This is a genomic window from Ruegeria sp. AB6 (assembly GCF_056542685.1).
Genome location: NZ_JBQGAD010000016.1, coordinates 36,656 through 53,588 on the forward strand (window position 1 = coordinate 36,656; position 16,933 = coordinate 53,588).

At 57.8% G+C, this 16,933-nt stretch carries 12 protein-coding genes; 9 read left to right on the forward strand and 3 right to left on the reverse strand.

The features are described from left to right. Positions 1 to 30: 30 nt before the first annotated feature. Positions 31 to 996 (reverse strand): phosphotransferase family protein, encoded by a 966-nt coding sequence (locus ACR0DB_RS21180; protein WP_480552810.1) that lies wholly within the window; start codon positions 994 to 996, stop codon positions 31 to 33. 376 nt (positions 997 to 1,372) lie between these two features. Between ACR0DB_RS21180 and rplJ the strand changes: the two genes are divergently transcribed. The 4 genes from rplJ to rpoC all read left to right on the forward strand — a co-directional run bounded on the left by rplJ (position 1,373) and on the right by rpoC (position 11,024). Then, positions 1,373 to 1,891 carry a 50S ribosomal protein L10 gene (gene rplJ / locus ACR0DB_RS21185; protein ID WP_170774641.1) on the forward strand — a complete coding sequence of 173 codons (519 nt, stop codon included), beginning with the start codon at positions 1,373 to 1,375 and terminating at the stop codon, positions 1,889 to 1,891. A 79-nt stretch (positions 1,892 to 1,970) separates the two neighbouring features. After that, positions 1,971 to 2,345: a 50S ribosomal protein L7/L12 gene (gene rplL / locus ACR0DB_RS21190; protein WP_010441182.1), complete on the forward strand. Its 375-nt coding sequence runs from the start codon at positions 1,971 to 1,973 to the stop codon at positions 2,343 to 2,345. A 250-nt stretch (positions 2,346 to 2,595) separates the two neighbouring features. Then, positions 2,596 to 6,732: a DNA-directed RNA polymerase subunit beta gene (gene rpoB / locus ACR0DB_RS21195; protein ID WP_480552811.1), complete on the forward strand. Its 4,137-nt coding sequence runs from the start codon at positions 2,596 to 2,598 to the stop codon at positions 6,730 to 6,732. Between the two features lie 50 nt (positions 6,733 to 6,782). Further along, positions 6,783 to 11,024, forward strand: a complete 4,242-nt coding sequence (gene rpoC, locus ACR0DB_RS21200; protein WP_480552813.1) for a DNA-directed RNA polymerase subunit beta' — start codon at positions 6,783 to 6,785, stop codon at positions 11,022 to 11,024. A gap of 330 nt (positions 11,025 to 11,354) precedes the next feature. Here rpoC and ACR0DB_RS21205 read toward each other — a convergent pair whose 3' ends face one another. Then, complete coding sequence (locus ACR0DB_RS21205; RefSeq protein WP_480552814.1) at positions 11,355 to 11,585, reverse strand: hypothetical protein; 231 nt, start codon at positions 11,583 to 11,585, stop codon at positions 11,355 to 11,357. 144 nt (positions 11,586 to 11,729) lie between these two features. Between ACR0DB_RS21205 and ACR0DB_RS21210 the strand changes: the two genes are divergently transcribed. Beyond that, a complete protein-coding gene (locus ACR0DB_RS21210) occupies positions 11,730 to 12,599 on the forward strand; it encodes a DMT family transporter (RefSeq protein ID WP_480552815.1) in 870 nt (289 codons plus the stop codon). On the opposite strand, the gene ACR0DB_RS21215 is transcribed toward ACR0DB_RS21210, so the two are convergent. Then, positions 12,584 to 13,390 (reverse strand): putative rhamnosyl transferase, encoded by an 807-nt coding sequence (locus ACR0DB_RS21215; RefSeq protein WP_480552816.1) that lies wholly within the window; start codon positions 13,388 to 13,390, stop codon positions 12,584 to 12,586. The genes ACR0DB_RS21210 and ACR0DB_RS21215 overlap by 16 nt on opposite strands. Positions 13,391 to 13,788: 398 nt before the next feature. On the opposite strand from ACR0DB_RS21215, the gene rpsL reads away from it, so the two are divergent. The 4 genes from rpsL to ACR0DB_RS21235 form a co-directional block, all read left to right on the forward strand. Continuing rightward, on the forward strand, positions 13,789 to 14,160 hold the full coding sequence (gene rpsL, locus ACR0DB_RS21220; protein ID WP_005621086.1) for a 30S ribosomal protein S12: 372 nt from the start codon (positions 13,789 to 13,791) through the stop codon (positions 14,158 to 14,160). Between the two features lie 15 nt (positions 14,161 to 14,175). After that, the gene (gene rpsG, locus ACR0DB_RS21225; RefSeq protein ID WP_039529242.1) at positions 14,176 to 14,646 is read left to right on the forward strand and encodes a 30S ribosomal protein S7; all 471 of its coding nucleotides are present in this window, start codon (positions 14,176 to 14,178) and stop codon (positions 14,644 to 14,646) included. An 18-nt stretch (positions 14,647 to 14,664) separates the two neighbouring features. After that, positions 14,665 to 16,782 (forward strand): elongation factor G, encoded by a 2,118-nt coding sequence (gene fusA / locus ACR0DB_RS21230; RefSeq protein WP_170355294.1) that lies wholly within the window; start codon positions 14,665 to 14,667, stop codon positions 16,780 to 16,782. 60 nt (positions 16,783 to 16,842) lie between these two features. Further along, positions 16,843 to 16,933, forward strand: a 91-nt coding sequence (locus ACR0DB_RS21235; protein ID WP_215675807.1) for a GTP-binding protein, incomplete at its 3' end; no start/stop codon positions are given.

A 16,933-nucleotide genomic window follows, 5' to 3' on the forward strand; every position in this document is an offset into this window, starting at 1 on the left:
CCATGTCGTTACAAAAAAGCGTCAGTGTAGTCAGGGCTTTTGGAACGCAAGACGCAACCGGTCGCCGAGCCTTTGCCGACTGTCCTCATCATAGGCGCTATATGGGTGATCAGCTTGCCAAAGGGACAGCCAGTCAATCAATAGTCGGGCACGCAGACAGAAATCGAGGACGTCCATACGGAACGGGTGGCGATATCGACGTAGGAACATCTGTTTGTTGGCTTGCACGATTCCACTGCGGTCAATGGCGTCGGTCGGCGCGTTGCGGAAAACATCTGACTTCAGGAAGTCTACAACATCATAAACCGCCAGTTTTTCGCGGGTTTCAGTAAAATCCAGCCCGACCATCTGCCCTCGCCCGACAATCAGGTTCTGGCTGTGGAAATCACCATGGGCCAGGACCTGGGTCTCGGGCGCGCCCCTCAGGTCAGCCATCTCGGCCAACAGCACCCTGAGCATGACGTCACTTTCTGCTCGAACCGAAGGTGGAACCTGTGCGTTTAACTCTGCGATCAGGTCAGTCATCCATTTGGGGCGAAATCCGTACTCCTTGGACGGACGGAAAGAATGTAGATCGTTCAGCCACGCGCCGGCGCGGCGATAGATCTGGGCGACTTGGGCGTCATCTATGCTGTTGTGGATCAGGTCTGCGGCGGTTGGTCGGTCGATGAAGGGGGTGACAAAGAACGCCTGAGACGGCGAAAGATAGACCGGGTGCGCGACGCCGGACTCTTTTTTAGGCGAAAAATACTCCGATAACGCGGTGAGGTGGTCGAATTCCTGTTTCAGTCGTCCGGTGCCAGGGGAGTCGATGTCAATCTTGAGGGCGTACACCTCATGAGCAGCACGCAGTTTAATCACCATGCGCGTGTCAGGAAAGTCATGAGATCGGTAGATGCAATCGAACGCACCAACCGGATTGGCCCCGATTTGCCGAGCGAACTCGTCCACATAGCGAGAGGCGCGGTGAAATTCTTCGTCCGAAAGGGGGTGCATTCTTGGAGGGAACCGTGTCCAGGCGTGTCTGATAATCTGCCCAATGGACGGGCAGTTGCAGCCCTTGTCAATGCCATGGCAAAACCGCGCCTAATCCGCAATTTACCTCTTGGAAACCCACGCCATCTGCCCTAAAGAGACTTGCGGAGTAAAGCGTGCGATTCGTCGTGCGCTTTATTTCGTTTCGTCCAAGACGGTGGGTGGTGCCATATGGCCCCTTAATCTCCTGCCTGAGACGGGTAAGACCAAAGAATTCTGAGGGTCGCGATCCTCGGGCGCATTTTGGCCAATCCCGTAACAACGGACCTGAACGCTGTGGTTTCGACCGCAGCAAATATGAGCCGGGATGTCCAACATCCCAAACTTGGAGAGAACTGTGGATAGAGCCCAGAAAGAGAAAGTGGTCGAGGAACTCGGCCAAATCTTCGAAAGCTCTGGCGTCGTAGTGGTAGCTCACTACGCCGGTCTGACAGTTGCCGAGATGCAGGACCTTCGCGCACGTGCTCGTGACGCGGGTGGTGCCGTGCGTGTTGCCAAGAACAGGCTCGCCAAAATCGCCCTCGACGGAAAGCCATGTGAGAGCATCGCTGACCTGCTGACGGGTATGACCGTTCTGACCTATTCCGAGGACCCCGTGGCAGCAGCCAAGGTGGCCGAAGACTTCGCCAAGGAGAACAAGAAGTTCGAAATCCTTGGCGGTGCAATGGGCGAGAACGCTCTGGACCGCAAAGGCGTGGAAACAGTTTCGAAAATGCCGTCTCGCGAGGAGCTTATTGCTTCGATCGTGGGCTGCATTGGCGCACCTGCTTCGAACATCGCCGGCGCGATTGGCGCACCTGCAAGCAACATCGCAAGCATCCTTTCCACCATCGAAGAGAAGGCGGAAGCTGCGTAAGCGGTTGGCACTGAATGATCTGCGTAGGGAACACTCCCTGACGTTGGAACACACACTGTAAACGGAAAGAGCTGATAAAATGGCTGATCTGAAAGCACTCGCAGAAAGCATCGTGGGTCTGACCCTGCTGGAAGCACAAGAACTGAAAACCATCCTCAAAGACGAATACGGCATCGAGCCCGCAGCTGGCGGCGCCGTAATGGTCGCAGCTGGTGGCGACGCCGGTGGCGCAGCTGAGGAAGAAAAAACCGAATTCGACGTCGTTCTGAAGAACGCCGGCGCTTCGAAAATCAACGTGATCAAAGAAGTTCGCGGCATCACCGGCCTGGGCCTGAAAGAAGCCAAGGAACTGGTCGAAGCTGGCGGCAAGATCAAAGAAGGCGTGTCGAAAGACGAAGCCGAAGAAGTCAAAGGCAAGCTGGAAGCAGCTGGCGCCGAAGTCGAGCTGGCCTAAGCCAACCGACAGGTGCATCGCTGATGCGCCGAAAATTCAGGCTGGACCCAGAGAAATCCGGGTCCAGCCGAACCTGTCTTAGAAAGGGCCTCATGTCTTGGGGCGTTTTCTAAGACACGGTTTTCGGATCGGGAGGCCACCTTCGGGACGGTGGCCACGAATTGATCCGGACGTGTCGTCTCGATTGTGCAAGATGCCGGGGCCCGACGGTGTCTTTGCCCGCTGAGAACATCGAAAGGTGACATCTGACATGGCTCAAACGTTCCTTGGCCAGAAACGTCTTCGTAAATATTACGGCAAAATCCGCGAAGTTTTGGAAATGCCGAACCTCATTGAGGTCCAGAAATCTTCATATGATCTTTTCCTGCGCTCCGGCGATGCAGAACAGCCCACAGACGGCGAAGGCATCAAAGGCGTGTTCCAGTCGGTTTTCCCGATCAAGGATTTCAACGAAACCTCTGTGCTGGAGTTCGTGAAATACGATCTGGAAAAACCCAAATATGATGTCGAAGAGTGCATGCAGCGCGACATGACCTACAGCGCGCCGCTGAAGGTTACTCTGCGTCTGATCGTGTTTGATGTCGATGAGGACACCGGCGCGAAATCGGTCAAAGACATCAAGGAACAGGACGTGTTCATGGGCGACATGCCCCTGATGACACCGAACGGAACGTTCATCGTGAACGGCACCGAGCGTGTAATTGTCAGCCAGATGCACCGCTCGCCCGGTGTGTTCTTTGACCACGACAAGGGCAAGACCCACTCGTCCGGTAAACTGCTGTTTGCCTGCCGCATCATCCCGTATCGCGGCAGCTGGCTGGACTTTGAGTTCGACGCCAAGGACATCGTGTTCGCCCGTATCGACCGTCGCCGCAAGCTGCCTGTGACCACCCTGCTGTACGCACTGGGTCTGGATCAGGAAGCGATCATGGACGCGTATTACAACACCGTGTCCTACAAGCTGGACAAGAAGAAAGGCTGGGTCACGCCGTTCTTCCCCGAGCGTGTGCGCGGGACCCGTCCGACATACGACCTGATCGACGCGAAATCAGGTGAAGTGATTGCCGAAGCGGGCAAGAAAGTCACGCCGCGCGCCGTGAAGAAGCTGATAGACGAAGGCAACGTCACCGACTTGCTAGTTCCCTTCGACAACATCGTCGGCAAGTATGTCGCAAAGGACATCATCAACGAAGAAAACGGCGCGATCTATGTCGAAGCCGGTGATGAGCTGACCCTGGAATACGACAAGGACGGCGACCTGATCGGTGGCACCGTCAAGGACCTGATGGATGCGGGCATCACCGACATCCCGGTTCTGGACATCGACAACGTCAATGTCGGTCCCTACATGCGCAACACTATGGCTCAGGACAAGAACATGAGCCGCGAAACCGCGCTGATGGACATCTACCGCGTCATGCGTCCGGGTGAGCCGCCCACCGTCGAAGCGGCCTCGGCCCTGTTCGACACGCTGTTCTTCGACAGCGAGCGCTATGACCTGTCCGCTGTTGGCCGCGTGAAAATGAACATGCGTCTGGCTCTGGACGCGCCTGACACTCTGCGTACCCTGCGCCGCGAAGACATCGTGGCCTGCATCAAGGCGCTGGTTGAGCTGCGTGACGGCAAAGGCGACGTGGACGATATCGACCACCTCGGCAACCGTCGTGTGCGCTCGGTGGGCGAACTGATGGAGAACCAGTACCGCGTTGGTCTGCTGCGCATGGAGCGCGCGATTAAAGAGCGTATGTCGTCAGTCGAGATCGACACCGTCATGCCTCAGGACCTGATCAACGCGAAACCGGCTGCGGCTGCTGTTCGTGAATTCTTCGGCTCGTCGCAGCTGTCTCAGTTCATGGACCAGACCAACCCTCTGTCTGAAGTCACCCATAAACGCCGCCTCTCGGCGCTTGGCCCGGGTGGTCTGACACGTGAACGTGCAGGCTTTGAAGTGCGCGACGTTCACCCGACCCACTACGGCCGGATGTGCCCGATTGAAACGCCTGAAGGTCCGAACATCGGTTTGATCAACTCGCTGGCCACCTTTGCCCGCGTGAACAAGTATGGCTTCATCGAAACACCGTACCGCGTAGTCAAAGACGCCGAGGTGACTGATGAGGTTCACTACATGTCCGCGACCGAGGAAATGCGTCACACCGTGGCGCAGGCGAACGCGACTCTGGACGCTGATGGTAAGTTCATCAACGATCTGGTGTCGACCCGTCAGGCCGGTGACTACACTCTCGCCCCGCGCGAGAATGTGGACCTGATCGACGTGTCACCGAAACAGCTGGTATCAGTAGCTGCATCGCTGATCCCGTTCCTTGAAAATGACGACGCGAACCGCGCTCTGATGGGCTCGAACATGCAACGTCAGGCGGTTCCGCTGCTGCGCGCCGAAGCGCCGCTGGTTGGTACCGGGATCGAGGAAAAGGTTGCGATCGACTCAGGCGCCGCGATCCAGGCGAAACGCGCCGGTATCATCGACCAGGTCGATGCCCAGCGTATCGTTATCCGCGCCACCGAAGATCTGGAACTGGGCGACGCTGGCGTTGACATCTATCGTCTGCGCAAGTTCCAGCGTTCGAACCAGAACACCTGCATCAACCAGCGTCCGCTGATCAAGGTGGGTGACACCGTCCAGAAAGGCGAGGTTATTGCCGACGGTCCGTCGACCGATATGGGTGAACTGGCCCTTGGTAAGAACGTGGTCGTCGCGTTCATGCCGTGGAACGGTTACAACTACGAAGACTCGATCCTGATCAGCGAACGTATCGCGCGCGATGACGTCTTTACCTCGGTCCATATCGAGGAGTTTGAAGTCGCCGCCCGTGACACCAAGCTGGGTCCGGAAGAGATCACCCGCGACATCCCGAACGTCGGTGAAGAAGCGCTGCGCAACCTCGACGAGGCGGGCATCGTTTACATCGGCGCGGATGTTGAGCCGGGCGATATTCTGGTCGGCAAGATCACTCCGAAGGGCGAAAGCCCGATGACCCCGGAAGAAAAGCTGCTGCGCGCCATCTTTGGTGAAAAAGCATCTGACGTGCGCGACACCTCGCTGCGCGTGAAGCCGGGCGATTACGGTACGGTCGTTGAGGTTCGCGTCTTCAACCGTCACGGTGTCGAGAAAGACGAGCGTGCGCTGCAGATCGAGCGTGAGGAAGTCGAACGTCTGGCCCGTGACCGGGACGACGAACTGGCGATCCTGGACCGCAACATCTATGCGCGTCTGCAGGGCCTGATCCTGGGTAAAACCGCTGTCAAAGGCCCGAAAGGTGTCAAGGCAGGGTCGGTGATCACCGAGGAGCTGCTGGAAACCCTGACCCGTGGCCAATGGTGGCAGCTGGCGCTGGAAGGCGAGCAGGACGCACAGATCGTTGAGGCTCTGAACGAGCAGTACGAAGTGCAAAAGCGTGCTCTGGACGCCCGTTTCGAAGACAAGGTCGAGAAAGTCCGCCGTGGCGACGACCTGCCGCCGGGTGTGATGAAGATGGTCAAGGTCTTCATCGCCGTGAAGCGTAAGCTGCAGCCGGGCGACAAGATGGCCGGTCGTCACGGGAACAAAGGTGTGATCTCCAAGGTTGTTCCGATGGAAGACATGCCGTTCCTGGCCGATGGTACTCCGGTTGACTTCTGTCTGAACCCTCTGGGTGTGCCTTCGCGTATGAACGTTGGTCAGATCCTTGAAACCCACATGGGTTGGGCCGCGCGCGGTCTGGGTCTGAACATCGACGACGCTCTGGGTGAATACCGCCGGTCCGGCGATCTGACCCCGGTGCGCGAAGCGATGAAGCTGGCCTATGGCGAGAATGTCTACGAAGAAGGCATCACGGGTCTGGACGAGGATGGCCTGATTGAGGCTGCGGGCAACGTAACCCGCGGTGTTCCGATCGCAACCCCGGTCTTTGACGGTGCCAAAGAGGCTGACGTCAACGACGCGCTGGTGCGTGCTGGCTTCTCGGAAAGCGGTCAGTCGGTTCTGTTCGACGGTCGCACCGGTGAGCAATTTGCGCGTCCGGTCACCGTGGGCATCAAGTACCTGCTGAAACTGCACCACCTTGTGGACGACAAAATCCACGCGCGTTCGACCGGGCCGTACAGCCTGGTCACCCAGCAGCCGCTGGGCGGTAAGGCGCAGTTCGGTGGTCAGCGCTTTGGTGAGATGGAGGTCTGGGCTCTGGAAGCTTACGGCGCCGCCTACACCCTGCAGGAGATGTTGACCGTGAAATCGGATGACGTCGCCGGCCGGACCAAGGTCTATGAGTCGATCGTCAAGGGCGAGGATAACTTTGAAGCGGGCGTACCGGAATCGTTCAACGTTCTGGTTAAAGAAGTCCGTGGCCTCGGCCTGAATATGGAACTCCTGGATGCGGAGGTTGAGGAGTAAGGGCGCTGCCCTTTCTCCCGTCCCCCCTTCCGCAAGATTTGAGGTAACAAATGAACCAGGAAATCACCAACAACCCGTTCAACCCGCTGACGCCCCCGAAGGTTTTCGACGAGATCAAAGTCTCGCTGGCGTCGCCCGAGCGGATTCTGTCTTGGTCCTATGGCGAGATCAAGAAACCCGAAACCATCAACTACCGCACGTTCAAGCCCGAGCGTGACGGTCTGTTCTGCGCGCGTATCTTTGGCCCGATCAAAGATTACGAATGTCTGTGCGGCAAGTATAAGCGGATGAAGTATCGCGGCGTTGTCTGCGAGAAATGCGGCGTGGAAGTCACCCTGCAGAAAGTCCGCCGCGAGCGTATGGGCCATATCGAACTGGCCGCGCCTGTTGCACACATCTGGTTCCTGAAGTCGCTGCCGTCCCGCATCGGTCTGATGCTGGACATGACGCTGCGCGATCTGGAACGCGTTCTGTACTTTGAAAACTATGTCGTCATCGAGCCCGGTCTGACCGACCTGACCTACGGCCAGATGCTGACCGAAGAAGAGTATATGGACGCGCAGGATGCCTATGGTATGGACGCGTTCACCGCCAATATCGGTGCCGAAGCCATCCGTGAGATGCTGGCCCAGATCGATCTGGAAGCCGAAGCCGAGCAGCTGCGCGCTGATCTGGCCGAAGCAACCGGCGAGTTGAAGCCCAAGAAGATCATCAAGCGTCTGAAGGTTGTTGAGAGCTTCCTCGAGTCGGGCAACCGGCCTGAGTGGATGGTTATGACCGTGATCCCGGTCATCCCGCCGGAACTGCGTCCGCTGGTTCCGCTGGATGGTGGCCGTTTCGCGACCTCGGATCTGAACGATCTGTATCGCCGCGTTATCAACCGGAACAACCGTCTGAAGCGTCTGATCGAGCTGCGCGCGCCTGACATCATCGTCCGCAACGAAAAGCGGATGCTGCAGGAATCCGTTGATGCTCTGTTCGACAACGGCCGTCGTGGCCGCGTGATCACCGGCGCCAACAAGCGTCCGCTGAAATCGCTGTCGGACATGCTGAAGGGTAAGCAGGGTCGTTTCCGCCAGAACCTTCTGGGGAAACGCGTCGACTTCTCGGGCCGTTCGGTCATCGTGACCGGTCCGGAACTCAAGCTGCACCAGTGTGGCTTGCCCAAGAAGATGGCGCTGGAGCTGTTCAAGCCGTTCATCTACTCGCGCCTTGAAGCCAAGGGTCTGTCTTCGACCGTGAAACAAGCGAAGAAACTGGTCGAGAAAGAGCGTCCCGAAGTGTGGGATATCCTCGACGAGGTGATCCGCGAACACCCGGTCATGCTGAACCGTGCGCCGACGCTGCACCGTCTTGGCATTCAGGCGTTCGAGCCGGTTCTGATCGAAGGTAAAGCCATTCAGCTGCACCCGCTGGTCTGTTCGGCCTTTAACGCCGACTTCGACGGTGACCAGATGGCTGTTCACGTCCCGCTGAGCCTGGAGGCCCAGCTGGAAGCCCGTGTTCTGATGATGTCGACGAACAACGTTCTGTCGCCTGCAAACGGCGCGCCGATCATCGTTCCGTCGCAGGATATGATCCTTGGTCTCTACTATGTGACCCTGGAACGCGAAGGTATGCCGGGTGAAGGCAAGGTGTTCGGGTCCATCGACGAAGTTCAGCACGCGCTGGATTCCGGCGAAGTGCATCTGCACACCAAGATCACCGCGCGGATCACGCAGATCGACGACGAAGGCAACGAAGTTCAGAAGCGCTATGAGACCACTCCGGGCCGTCTGCGTCTGGGTGCCTTGCTGCCGATGAACAACAAAGCGCCGTTCGAGCTGGTTAACCGCCTGCTTCGGAAGAAAGAAGTGCAGCAGGTCATCGACACGGTCTACCGGTATTGCGGTCAGAAAGAGTCGGTTATCTTCTGTGACCAGATCATGTCGATGGGCTTCAAAGAAGCGTTCAAGGCCGGCATCTCGTTCGGTAAGGACGATATGGTCATTCCGGACGACAAGTGGGGCATCGTTGATGACACCCGCGGTCAGGTGAAGGACTTTGAACAGCAGTACATGGACGGCCTGATCACTCAGGGCGAAAAGTACAACAAAGTTGTCGATGCCTGGTCGAAGTGTAACGACCGCGTCACCGAGGCCATGATGTCGACGATTTCGTCGTCGGATCGGGCAGAGGACGGCTCCGAGCAGGAACCGAACTCGGTCTACATGATGGCCCACTCGGGCGCGCGTGGCTCGGTCACTCAGATGAAACAGCTGGGCGGTATGCGCGGCCTGATGGCCAAGCCGAACGGTGACATCATCGAGACGCCGATCATCTCGAACTTTAAAGAAGGTCTGACCGTTCTCGAGTACTTCAACTCGACCCACGGTGCCCGTAAGGGGCTGTCGGATACCGCTCTGAAGACGGCGAACTCGGGGTACCTGACCCGTCGTCTGGTGGACGTGGCGCAGGACTGTATCGTGCGTGAGATCGACTGTGGCACAGAACGTGCAATCACAGCCGAAGCAGCCGTGAACGACGGTGAGGTTGTTGCCTCGCTGGCCGAACGTGTGCTGGGCCGTGTGGCGGCTGACGATGTTCTGCGTCCGGGCACCGATGAGGTGATCGTCGCAGCAGGTCAGCTGATCGACGAACGTATGGCCGACACCATCGACGAGGCCGGTGTTGCGTCGATGCGCATCCGTTCGCCTCTGACCTGTGAGTCCGAGGAAGGCGTCTGTGCAACCTGCTATGGTCGTGACCTTGCACGCGGCACCATGGTCAACACGGGTGAAGCTGTCGGCATCATCGCCGCGCAGTCGATCGGTGAACCCGGTACTCAGCTGACTATGCGGACCTTCCACATCGGTGGTGTTGCGCAAGGTGGTCAGCAATCGTTCCAGGAAGCCAACCAGGAAGGTGTTGTTGCGTTCGAGAACCCGCAGATTCTGATCAATGCCGCAGGCGAAAGCCTGGTCATGGGCCGGAACATGAAGCTGGTTATCAACGACGAACACGGCGAAGAACGTGCCAGCTTCAAGCTGGGCTACGGCTCGAAGCTGTTCGTCAAGGATGGCGCAACGGTTGCCCGTGGCGACAAGCTGTTCGAATGGGACCCGTACACCCTGCCGATCATCGCCGAGAAAGCGGGTACTGCGAAATACGTTGATCTGGTTTCGGGCCTTGCTGTCCGCGACGAGACCGACGAAGCAACCGGTATGACCCAGAAGATCGTGATCGACTGGCGCGCGGCCCCCAAAGGCAGCGACCTCAAGCCCGAGATCATTCTGGTTGGTGAAGATGGCGAACCAGTCCGCAACGACGCGGGCAACCCGGTTCACTATCCGATGTCGGTGGATGCGATCCTTTCGGTCGAAGACGGTCAGACCGTCGAAGCCGGTGACGTTGTCGCGCGTATCCCGCGTGAAGGTGCCAAGACCAAGGACATCACCGGTGGTCTGCCGCGTGTGGCCGAACTGTTCGAAGCCCGCCGTCCAAAAGATCACGCGATCATCGCAGAAGCCGATGGTTACGTGCGCTTTGGCCGCGACTACAAGAACAAGCGCCGCATCAGCATCGAACCGGCGGACGAGTCCATGGAGACCATCGAGTACATGGTACCCAAGGGCAAGCACATCCCGGTCGCCGAAGGGGACTTCATCCAGAAGGGTGAATACCTGATGGACGGTAACCCGGCTCCGCACGACATCCTTTCCATCATGGGTGTCGAAGCGCTGGCGGATTACATGATCGACGAGGTGCAGGACGTCTATCGTCTGCAGGGCGTGAAGATCAATGACAAGCACATCGAGGTCATCGTGCGCCAGATGCTGCAGAAGTGGGAGATCCTGGATTCAGGCGACACCACCCTGCTGAAAGGCGAGCATGTCGACAAGCAAGAGTTCGACGCGGCCAACGAGAAGACCATCGCCCGCGGTGGTCGTCCGGCACAAGGCGAGCCGATCCTTCTGGGGATCACCAAAGCCTCGCTGCAAACGCGTTCGTTCATCTCGGCGGCGTCGTTCCAGGAAACCACTCGTGTCCTGACCGAAGCTTCGGTTCAGGGCAAGAAAGACAAGCTGGTTGGCCTGAAAGAGAACGTCATCGTCGGTCGTCTGATTCCCGCCGGTACCGGTGGTGCCACTCAGGCCGTGCGTCAGGTCGCCCAGACCCGCGATAACGTCGTCATCGAAGCCCGCCGGGAAGAGGCCGAAGCCGCCGCTGCTCTGGCTGCGCCGCTGATCGATGACGACATGGTCGGGGATGAGCTGGACATCGTGGTCGACGCCCCCGAAAGCCGCGAATAAGCGCGGTTTCAGAACAAAGAACAGGCCCTGCGGAAACGCGGGGCCTTTTTTGTTGTTGTGGTCTCGCTGAACAGAGGGCCGATAATATCAAAAAAACCGCGCAGTGGGCTCAGGCAATGCGACAGACATGCGCTCAAATGCTCAGATTCAGGAACAGAACGCCAAGCGCAACCCCCACAAACGCGCCTGTCGCAAACCAATTCAGAAGTAGTTTTCCGCGTCGCACACTTCGATGGACACCGCGAAGAAACAAGGCAGGAATGACGGCGATCCAAACAACTGATAAAATTGCAACAGGCAATCCAAATGCGCCTGGGGTGTTACCGTTTTTCACGGATTCCGGTGCCAGATCAGAAATTGCTTGAAGGTTGAAAAATAGAAAAACACAACAAACGAGCAGAGAGCGCCCCAAAACATTAGGTCAAATCTGATAGGGGTCGGGGCAGACTTAGGCTCGCGGGCGCGCGACTGTGCCACACGTGCTTTTGGTTGCGGCTGAACACCACTGGTTTGGTAGCGACGTGGTTGCTGACCAAAACCTTGAGAATTCTTCTCAAACATAAACTCTCCAAAAAACTGACGTCAGAATGGTCCAATTTTTCAACACATTGATACGACTTGTAAATCACTTTTTCCGGCCGCGTGTATTGACTTGCAGTTCGTCATCCCCGCGAATGAGTATGAAGATATCTGAGTTCTGTTTCCATGACCCCAAACATAAAAGGCGCCCTGCTGATGATGGGCAGTATGGCGGCCTTTACCATCAATGATACGCTGATCAAGCTGGCAGGGGCCGAGGTACCTCTGTTCCAGATGGTGGCCATGCGCGGGGTTTTGGCGACGGTTCTTGTGTATCTTATGGCGCGCAACCTGGGGGCGCTGCATTTGCACTTCCCGCGACATGACAAGTGGCTGATCGGTGCGCGTAGCCTGGCCGAGCTGTCGGCCACGTTCTTTTTCCTGACCGCTCTGCTGCATATGCCGCTTGCCAATGTGACGGCGGTCTTGCAGGCACTGCCGCTGACCGTGACTTTGGGTGCGGTTCTGTTTTTTCGCGAACAGATCGGGTGGCGGCGCATTCTGGCTATCGGGATGGGGTTTGTGGGGATGCTGCTGATCGTCCGACCAGGTCCGGAGGGGTTTAGCATCTATGCGATTTACGCGCTGATCGCCGTGATCTCGGTCACGGTGCGGGATCTAATCACGCGGCGCATGTCTAGTGAGGTGCCGTCGCTGGTTGTGACGCTGGCCACAAGCGTCACCATCACCGTTTCGGCCTCGATTGCGACCGTATCAACAGGTTGGGTGCCAGTTTCGCCCGGAGCGGGCGTGATGGTGGGGACGGCGGCGGTGTTTGTACTGATGGGCTATCTGTTCAGCGTCATGGTTATGCGCGAGGGCGATGTGGGGTTCATCGCGCCGTTTCGTTACTCCAGCTTGCTTTGGGCCCTGGGTTTGGGTTGGGTCGTGTTCGGAGACTGGCCAGACGCTGTAACCATGGCAGGTGCCGTGCTGGTCGTGGGTGCCGGGCTTTTCACCCTATTCCGTGAGCGGGCCGTTCACCCACCCGAGTGAGCGCGGCGCACGGCGTCCTGATCGATGGCAAAGCGGGCGATGAACTCGCCCTCTTGTTCGAGGGTCAGGGGGGCAAGCTGGGTGTTGCTTTTGCGGGCATGGGGTGAATCGTTGAACGAATTTAGTGTGCGCACCCACATCGGCGCATCGGGATAGCTGATCACCGGCATGTAGTTTCCGATCCGGTGATGCCCGAAATTCATGATTGTCAGATCGCTTCCGCCCCGAACGTACATGGCAAATCCGATCCCCAGCAGAGGTTGAAACACCTGCGCGGCGTGAATGCCCTCGGGCCCGAACCGCGCCAGGAACCCTTGGTTATAGTCGATGGCGACGGTCTTGTTGTTGCGCATCAGCGCGCCGCCTTCGTCCGCAGCGATACGTAGCCGTTCGACGAAATCCACCGACACGGCGTCGTCGTCGTCATGGCGAAACTGGATGCAGGGCGCGTTGGGGTCGTGGCGTGCAGCGTTCAGGATCTCTTTCATCACCCGCCGGTGGCGCATGGGGCGGCGGGCGATGATCTGCACCTGTTTCATGCCTGCGGTCAGGTCGTGCAGCCGATCAAATGCGGGTTTCGACAGGCAATCCCCGATCACGATGAGCAATTGGAAATCCTCATCCGTCTGTTCGCGCAGACAGGGCAGGGTGGTGGTTTCGAACAGGCGAAACCTCTCTTCCAGCCGGGTAGGGTGGTAGAGATAGGCGCGCCGTTCCTCGATCGTGTCATGTTCGATCTGAAAGCCGCCATAAGCCGGGTAGGAAAAGCGGCACAGACCGATAACTTGCATGATGTATCCGTGATCAAACTGGTCGACCCAACTATGCCTTGGCAACGATGAGCCCGCAACTGGTGAAGGTGACTGAACTCTGATATCTGCCTGTGCAAATCGGCGAAATTGGGTCCGGCATTTGTCAAACGGGCTGCGCTGTTGACACTTGCGCCGACTCCCCCTATTACGCGCGTCATCTCGGTACCGGGGGCCGCCCCATAACCGATTTCAGTAATGAACTGGTCAAGACCCGGACAATTTTGCAGTTCGCGTCCTCTGATAACAAACCGCGACGTTCACCTCGGAATGGGAACGCTCGCGGGTTTTGCGCTTGTGGACGCATGAGTGCAGCAAAGTTTAACCGCACGCAATGCGCGTGCATGTCATGTGTGTTGCAAAACGGGGAAGAAACCGGAATGCCAACTATTCAACAGCTGATCCGCAAGCCGCGGCAGCCCAAAGTAAAACGCTCGAAGTCCATGCACCTGGAGCAGTGCCCGCAGAAACGCGGTGTCTGCACCCGCGTGTACACCACCACACCGAAGAAACCGAACTCGGCAATGCGTAAGGTTGCCAAAGTGCGCCTGACCAACGGGTTCGAGGTCATCTCGTACATCCCCGGTGAAAGCCACAACCTGCAGGAACACTCAGTTGTTCTGATCCGTGGCGGCCGTGTAAAAGACCTTCCCGGTGTGCGTTACCACATCCTGCGCGGTGTTCTGGATACTCAGGGCGTCAAAGATCGTAAGCAACGTCGTTCGAAATACGGCGCGAAGCGTCCCAAGTAAGAAGGAGAGGCTGATATGTCACGTCGTCACGCCGCCGAAAAACGCGAAGTCCTGCCTGACGCCAAATTTGGCGACAAGGTTCTGACCAAATTCATGAACAACCTGATGATCGACGGCAAGAAGTCGGTCGCAGAGCGCATCGTCTACAACGCCTTTGACCGCGTTGAGAACAAGATCAAGCGCGCACCCGTCGAAGTGTTCCACGAAGCGCTCGACAACATCAAACCGTCGGTTGAGGTTCGCTCGCGTCGGGTTGGTGGTGCAACCTATCAGGTTCCTGTCGAAGTGCGCCCCGAGCGCCGCGAAGCACTGGCCATCCGCTGGCTGATCACCGCCGCGCGCGGCCGCAACGAAAACACCATGGAAGAACGCCTCGCCGGTGAGCTGCTGGACGCTGTACAGTCCCGCGGTACCGCCGTGAAGAAGCGCGAAGACACCCACAAGATGGCCGAGGCGAACAAAGCCTTCAGCCACTACCGTTGGTAATCCAGAGGCTTATCCAAAATGGCACGCGAATATCCGCTCGAACTATACCGTAACTTCGGTATCATGGCGCACATCGACGCAGGTAAGACCACCTGCTCGGAGCGTATCCTGTATTACACTGGTAAATCCCACAACATCGGTGAGGTGCACGATGGTGCAGCCACCATGGACTGGATGGAGCAGGAGCAGGAACGCGGCATCACCATCACTTCGGCTGCGACCACCACTTTCTGGGAGCGCACCGAAGACGGTAAAACCGCCGATACCCCCAAGCACCGCCTGAACATCATCGACACCCCCGGCCACGTTGACTTCACCATCGAAGTCGAACGCTCGCTGGCGGTTCTCGACGGTGCCGTCTGCGTTCTGGACGCAAACGCCGGTGTTGAGCCCCAGACCGAAACCGTGTGGCGTCAGGCTGACCGCTACAAAGTTCCGCGTATGGTTTTCGTCAACAAAATGGACAAGATCGGCGCAGACTTCTTCAACTGCGTTCGCATGATCGAAGACCGCACCGGCGCACGCGCTGTTCCGGTTGGTATTCCGATCGGCGCCGAGTCCGAGCTGGAAGGTCTGATCGACCTGGTCACCATGGAAGAGTGGCTGTGGCAGGGCGAAGATCTGGGCGCAAGCTGGATCAAAGCACCGATCCGCGACAGCCTGAAAGACATGGCTGACGAATGGCGCGGCAAGATGATCGAAGCGGCCGTCGAAATGGACGACGACGCGATGATGGAATACCTGGAAGGCAATGAGCCCGACGTTCCGACCCTGCGCGCCCTGCTGCGCAAAGGTACTCTGGACATCGCGTTTGTTCCGGTTCTGGGTGGTTCGGCGTTCAAGAACAAAGGTGTTCAGCCTCTGCTCAATGCTGTGATCGACTATCTGCCCAGCCCGCTGGACGTTGTTGATTACATGGGCTTCAAACCCGGCGACGAGGAAGAAGTTCGTGACATCGCCCGTCGTGCTGATGACGACATGGCGTTCTCGGGTCTGGCGTTCAAAATCATGAACGACCCCTTCGTTGGCTCGCTGACATTCACTCGGATCTACTCGGGCACCATGAACAAGGGTGACTCGATCCTGAACTCGACCAAAGGTAAGAAAGAGCGCATCGGTCGTATGATGATGATGCACTCGAACAACCGGGAAGAGATCGAAGAAGCGTTTGCAGGCGATATCATCGCGCTGGCAGGTCTGAAAGACACCACCACCGGTGACACCCTGTGTGACGCGAAAGAGCCGGTCGTTCTGGAAACCATGACCTTCCCTGATCCGGTGATCGAGATCGCGGTTGAGCCCAAAACCAAGGGCGACCAAGAGAAGATGTCCCAGGGTCTGGCCCGTCTGGCCGCTGAAGACCCGTCCTTCCGCGTGGAAACTGATCTGGAATCCGGTCAGACCATCATGAAGGGCATGGGCGAACTTCACCTGGACATCCTGGTTGACCGTCTGAAGCGCGAGTTCAAGGTTGAAGCGAACATTGGTGCACCGCAGGTGGCCTATCGTGAAACCATCTCGATGCCGGTCGAGCACACCTACACCCACAAGAAACAGTCGGGTGGTTCGGGTCAGTTTGGTGAAGTTAAGCTGGAAATCCAGCCGACCGAGCCAGGCGAAGGTTATTCGTTCGAAAGCCGCATCGTTGGTGGTGCCGTTCCGAAGGAATACATCCCGGGTGTTGAAAAAGGCATCAACTCGGTCATGGATAGCGGCCCGCTGGCTGGCTTCCCCGTGATCGACTTCAAGGTTGCCTTGCTGGACGGTAAGTTCCACGACGTTGACTCGAGCGTTCTGGCGTTCGAAATCGCGGCCCGTATGTGTATGCGTGAAGGCATGCGCAAAGCTGGCGCGAAGCTGTTGGAACCGATCATGAAGGTCGAGGTGATCACCCCGGAAGAATATACCGGCGGTATCATCGGCGACCTGACCTCGCGTCGTGGCCAGGTGTCTGGTCAGGAACCGCGCGGCAACGCGATCGCGATCGATGCGTTCGTTCCGCTGGCGAACATGTTCGGCTACATCAACACTCTGCGTTCGATGTCGTCGGGCCGTGCCCAGTTCACCATGCAGTTCGATCACTACGATCCGGTTCCGCAGAACATCTCGGACGAGATCCAGGCGAAATACGCATAACCAAAGATTTGAGGGAGTCCGGTTTACGGGCTCCCTTCATTACCGAAAAAGGAGGCCATCATGGCAAAGGAAAAGTTTGAGCGTACAAAACCGCACGTCAACATCGGCACGATTGGCCACGTTGACCATGGTAAGACCACGCTGACCGCAG